Origin of the sequence: Bacillus sp. AF62, assembly GCF_050312695.1 — a bacterium.
Lineage (GTDB): Bacteria > Bacillota > Bacilli > Bacillales > Bacillaceae_G > Bacillus_A > Bacillus_A cereus.
On the sequence record NZ_JBNPJZ010000191.1, the window covers coordinates 1 to 1856 of the forward strand.

Genomic DNA, 1856 nt, shown 5'->3' on the forward strand with positions numbered 1-1856 from the left:
TTATTAGAACGAGAGAAACAAAGACTAGTGAAATTAAAATATTGGACAAAGCCACAATGCAAGACATGGGACGGAATCGCAGAAGAGCTGCACATCACCAAACGAACAGCCTTACGTTGGAGAGATGGTATTGTGTACGCCATTGCTGAAAAATTGGGAGAAAGATAAAAGATGTCACTATTATGTCACTTTTGGCCTCAAAAAAAGAGGTATTATGGTAGTATGGAAAAGTGAAAGAGGATGAAAATCTTCTATTACCAGATTAAATGTATATGCTAAATGGCTGCATCATGCGGCAACTAAAACCGAAACCATGTGAATGGAATGGAGCCGTTGAGAGGGGAGATCATCTATAAAGAGTGTTCTCTTTTTTAGAGTCAAAAACGGCATAAAAAGGGCGTAAGAATGGGTGAATAAAATAGAGATATGTAAGTGTGACAACAAAATATTATAGGAATGTTAAGGTGAATGTCCTTTATCAAATGGTATATCTGCTAAGAAAATTTGTAACTACCTACATAGTAAGTAGAGTTCTAATTTATAGAGACGCCAGATAAATATTGAATAAGGAGTAAAATAAGCATGAGAAGGCGGGAACTATATGACGAATCCATCACCACAGCAACACCTATTATCTATTTTATTAGAAATTTTAAAAATCGCAGATAATGAGCACACGGAGTTAGATAAAAGCATTCATCGGTCCAATATTTCAGAGGATGAGAAAAGAAACTTACAAAACAGTTCTGAAACTTTAAAAAGTACAACAGAAATTGCAAGAAAATTAGTCGAAAAGTTAGAAAGATATAAATGAGTTTGCAACATTTTGATAGTACATATTTTTTCCGGGAGAAGCGTCTAGAGGACCATTGTTTTGCCCTGTAAAAAGGTCTTTTTTATGAGAAGGGTTTTGCGCGCTTTTATGTGTAGCACTCGTGAAAACGGATATTTTTCGGCTGGAAAAAGAAAGGTTTTAGCATAATGAGAATAGGATTATATACATGAGTATAGAACAGTTATAAATACAGTTTTCGCTAATCTTTAAGACAGAGCGCTCATTTTTTGGAGTGCTCTTTTTGTTTTCACATACCGTGGAAGAGGTACATATCTAGTATAGAAGACCAAAATCATCTTAGTTTCAATCAAAGGGCACCTTGGGCACAGGTGCTCTTATGTATGGATAAGAAAATATCACGTACCAGATTGTAAAATTCATTTTAAAAGGAATGAAAAATGCACATGCAATGTATGGCAGGTCATGTGGAGTATAAATTTGCATGATGCATTTTTCATCCTTCAGAGAGAAAACTATGTCAGTGTGGAAGACGGAGAAACATAAGAAGGTAGTGTGTTTCCATGCGCCAATGCTATCGTCTGTCCGTCTTCCCTTCTTACTATGCGCTACTATTTGGTTTATTATACCAATAAAAATGAATGCAATAAAAAAAGAGACGAATGGAATCGTCTCAGTTGCAAATGTAAATACGTACAAAAAGGATTGAGTAAAATAGTGGTATAGTATAGGATTCTTCATTTGGTTTCATATCCCTTTTTTTGTTTGGATTTTTTTCCTAACCATTAAACAAACGAACACAACGAACACAACGAACGAAAATAGGGATAGTGAACAGAATGAGGTTTTATGTCTAAACTATTATTAAACTTACATATAAGTCTTTCTGTAAGAATACTATAACTTCTTCTTTATAACCCTATACCTATATTTTTTATGAATTTATTATGAGATTGATGTTGATTTAAAGTTTATGAATCAAACTATAGCATCCATTCACGGTGCTTTTTTATATGTAAATTAAACGATTTTTGAACAAAAAAGAAGAAATAAATTGGAGGGA

Annotated in this window: 2 protein-coding genes and 1 pseudogene; all 3 read left to right on the top strand. The window is 33.7% G+C overall.

Going from position 1 to position 1856, the window contains the following annotated elements; genetic code table 11:
• Positions 1-168: pseudogene (locus ACQRBL_RS32145) on the top strand (transcriptional regulator); the annotation flags it as partial.
• 433 nt (positions 169-601) lie between these two features.
• Entirely contained in the window at positions 602-814 is a 213-nt protein-coding gene (locus ACQRBL_RS32150) for a hypothetical protein (RefSeq protein ID WP_000184289.1), read from the top strand.
• Between the two features lie 496 nt (positions 815-1310).
• Entirely contained in the window at positions 1311-1502 is a 192-nt protein-coding gene (locus ACQRBL_RS32155) for a hypothetical protein (protein ID WP_148315194.1), read from the top strand.
• Positions 1503-1856: the final 354 nt, after the last annotated feature.

Bases quoted from the DNA above. Each gene is read 5' to 3' on its own strand.
- ACQRBL_RS32150 (WP_000184289.1), top strand. From the start codon at position 602: ATGACGAATCCATCACCACAGCAACACCTATTATCTATTTTATTAGAA.
- ACQRBL_RS32155 (WP_148315194.1), top strand. From the start codon at position 1,311: ATGTCAGTGTGGAAGACGGAGAAACATAAGAAGGTAGTGTGTTTCCAT.